The sequence below is a fragment of the Paenibacillus sp. F411 genome (genome assembly GCF_017582705.1).
Classification (GTDB): Bacteria; Bacillota; Bacilli; order Paenibacillales; family Paenibacillaceae; genus Paenibacillus_AQ; species Paenibacillus_AQ algicola.
This window is the reverse complement of record NZ_JAGFIP010000044.1, coordinates 1-1,601: the sequence shown is the minus strand read 5'-3', so window position 1 is coordinate 1,601 and position 1,601 is coordinate 1. Positions and strand designations below refer to the sequence as shown.

General features: G+C 54.9%; 1 rRNA gene. It reads left to right on the top strand.

What is annotated here, in order from left to right:
- Window positions 1–1,601, top strand: a 23S ribosomal RNA gene (locus tag JJQ72_RS20185); the annotation flags it as partial.

Sequence of the window (1,601 nt, the reverse complement as noted above, 5' to 3'; positions counted from 1 at the left end):
TCAGGGGTAGGGGAGCGTTGTATGCAGGTTGAAGGTGTACCGGAAGGAGCGCTGGACAGCATACAAGTGAGAATGCCGGTATGAGTAACGAAAAGATCAGTGAGAATCTGATCCGCCGAAAGCCCAAGGTTTCCTGAGGAAGGCTCGTCCGCTCAGGGTAAGTCGGGACCTAAGGCGAGGCCGAAAGGCGTAGTCGAAGGACAACAGGTTGAAATTCCTGTACCACCGTAAACCGTTATGAACGATGGGGTGACGCAGGAGGGTAGTGACGCGGACTGATGGATGTCCGTCTAAGCAGTGAGGCTGGTGTGTAGGCAAATCCGCACACTTCTAAGGCTGGGCTGTGATGGGGAGCGAAAATTACAGTAGCGAAGGTCATGATCTCACACTGCCAAGAAAAGCCTCTAGTCAGGTGAAGGTGCCCGTACCGCAAACCGACACAGGTAGGCGAGAAGAGAATTCTAAGGCGCGCGGAAGAACTCTCGTTAAGGAACTCGGCAAAATGACCCCGTAACTTCGGGAGAAGGGGTGCCCCGGTAGTGTGAATAGCACGAGGGGGCCGCAGTGAAAAGGCCCAAGCGACTGTTTAGCAAAAACACAGGTCTGTGCGAAGCCGTAAGGCGAAGTATACGGGCTGACGCCTGCCCGGTGCTGGAAGGTTAAGGGGAGCGGTTAGGAGCAATCCGAAGCTGTGAACCGAAGCCCCAGTAAACGGCGGCCGTAACTATAACGGTCCTAAGGTAGCGAAATTCCTTGTCAGGTAAATTCTGACCCGCACGAATGGCGTAACGACTTGGGCGCTGTCTCAACGAGAGATCCGGTGAAATTTTAATACCTGTGAAGATGCAGGTTACCCGCGACAAGACGGAAAGACCCCATGGAGCTTTACTGCAGCTTGATATTGGATTTGGGTACGATCTGTACAGGATAGGTGGGAGCCGTTGAAACAGGAGCGCCAGCTTCTGTGGAGGCGCCGTTGGGATACCACCCTGATCGTATCTAGGTTCTAACTTGGTACCGTGATCCGGTGCGAGGACAGTGTCAGGCGGGCAGTTTGACTGGGGCGGTCGCCTCCTAAAGAGTAACGGAGGCGCCCCAAGGTTCCCTCAGAATGGTTGGAAATCATTCGAAGAGTGCAAAGGCATAAGGGAGCTTGACTGCGAGACCTACAAGTCGAGCAGGGACGAAAGTCGGGCTTAGTGATCCGGTGGTACCGCATGGAAGGGCCATCGCTCAACGGATAAAAGCTACCCTGGGGATAACAGGCTTATCTCCCCCAAGAGTCCACATCGACGGGGAGGTTTGGCACCTCGATGTCGGCTCATCGCATCCTGGGGCTGAAGTAGGTCCCAAGGGTTGGGCTGTTCGCCCATTAAAGCGGTACGCGAGCTGGGTTCAGAACGTCGTGAGACAGTTCGGTCCCTATCTGTCGTGGGCGTAGGAAATTTGAGAGGAGCTGTCCTTAGTACGAGAGGACCGGGATGGACGTACCGCTGGTGCACCAGTTGTTCCGCCAGGAGCATGGCTGGGTAGCTACGTACGGAAGGGATAAGCGCTGAAAGCATCTAAGCGTGAAGCCCCCCTCAAGATGAGATTTCCCA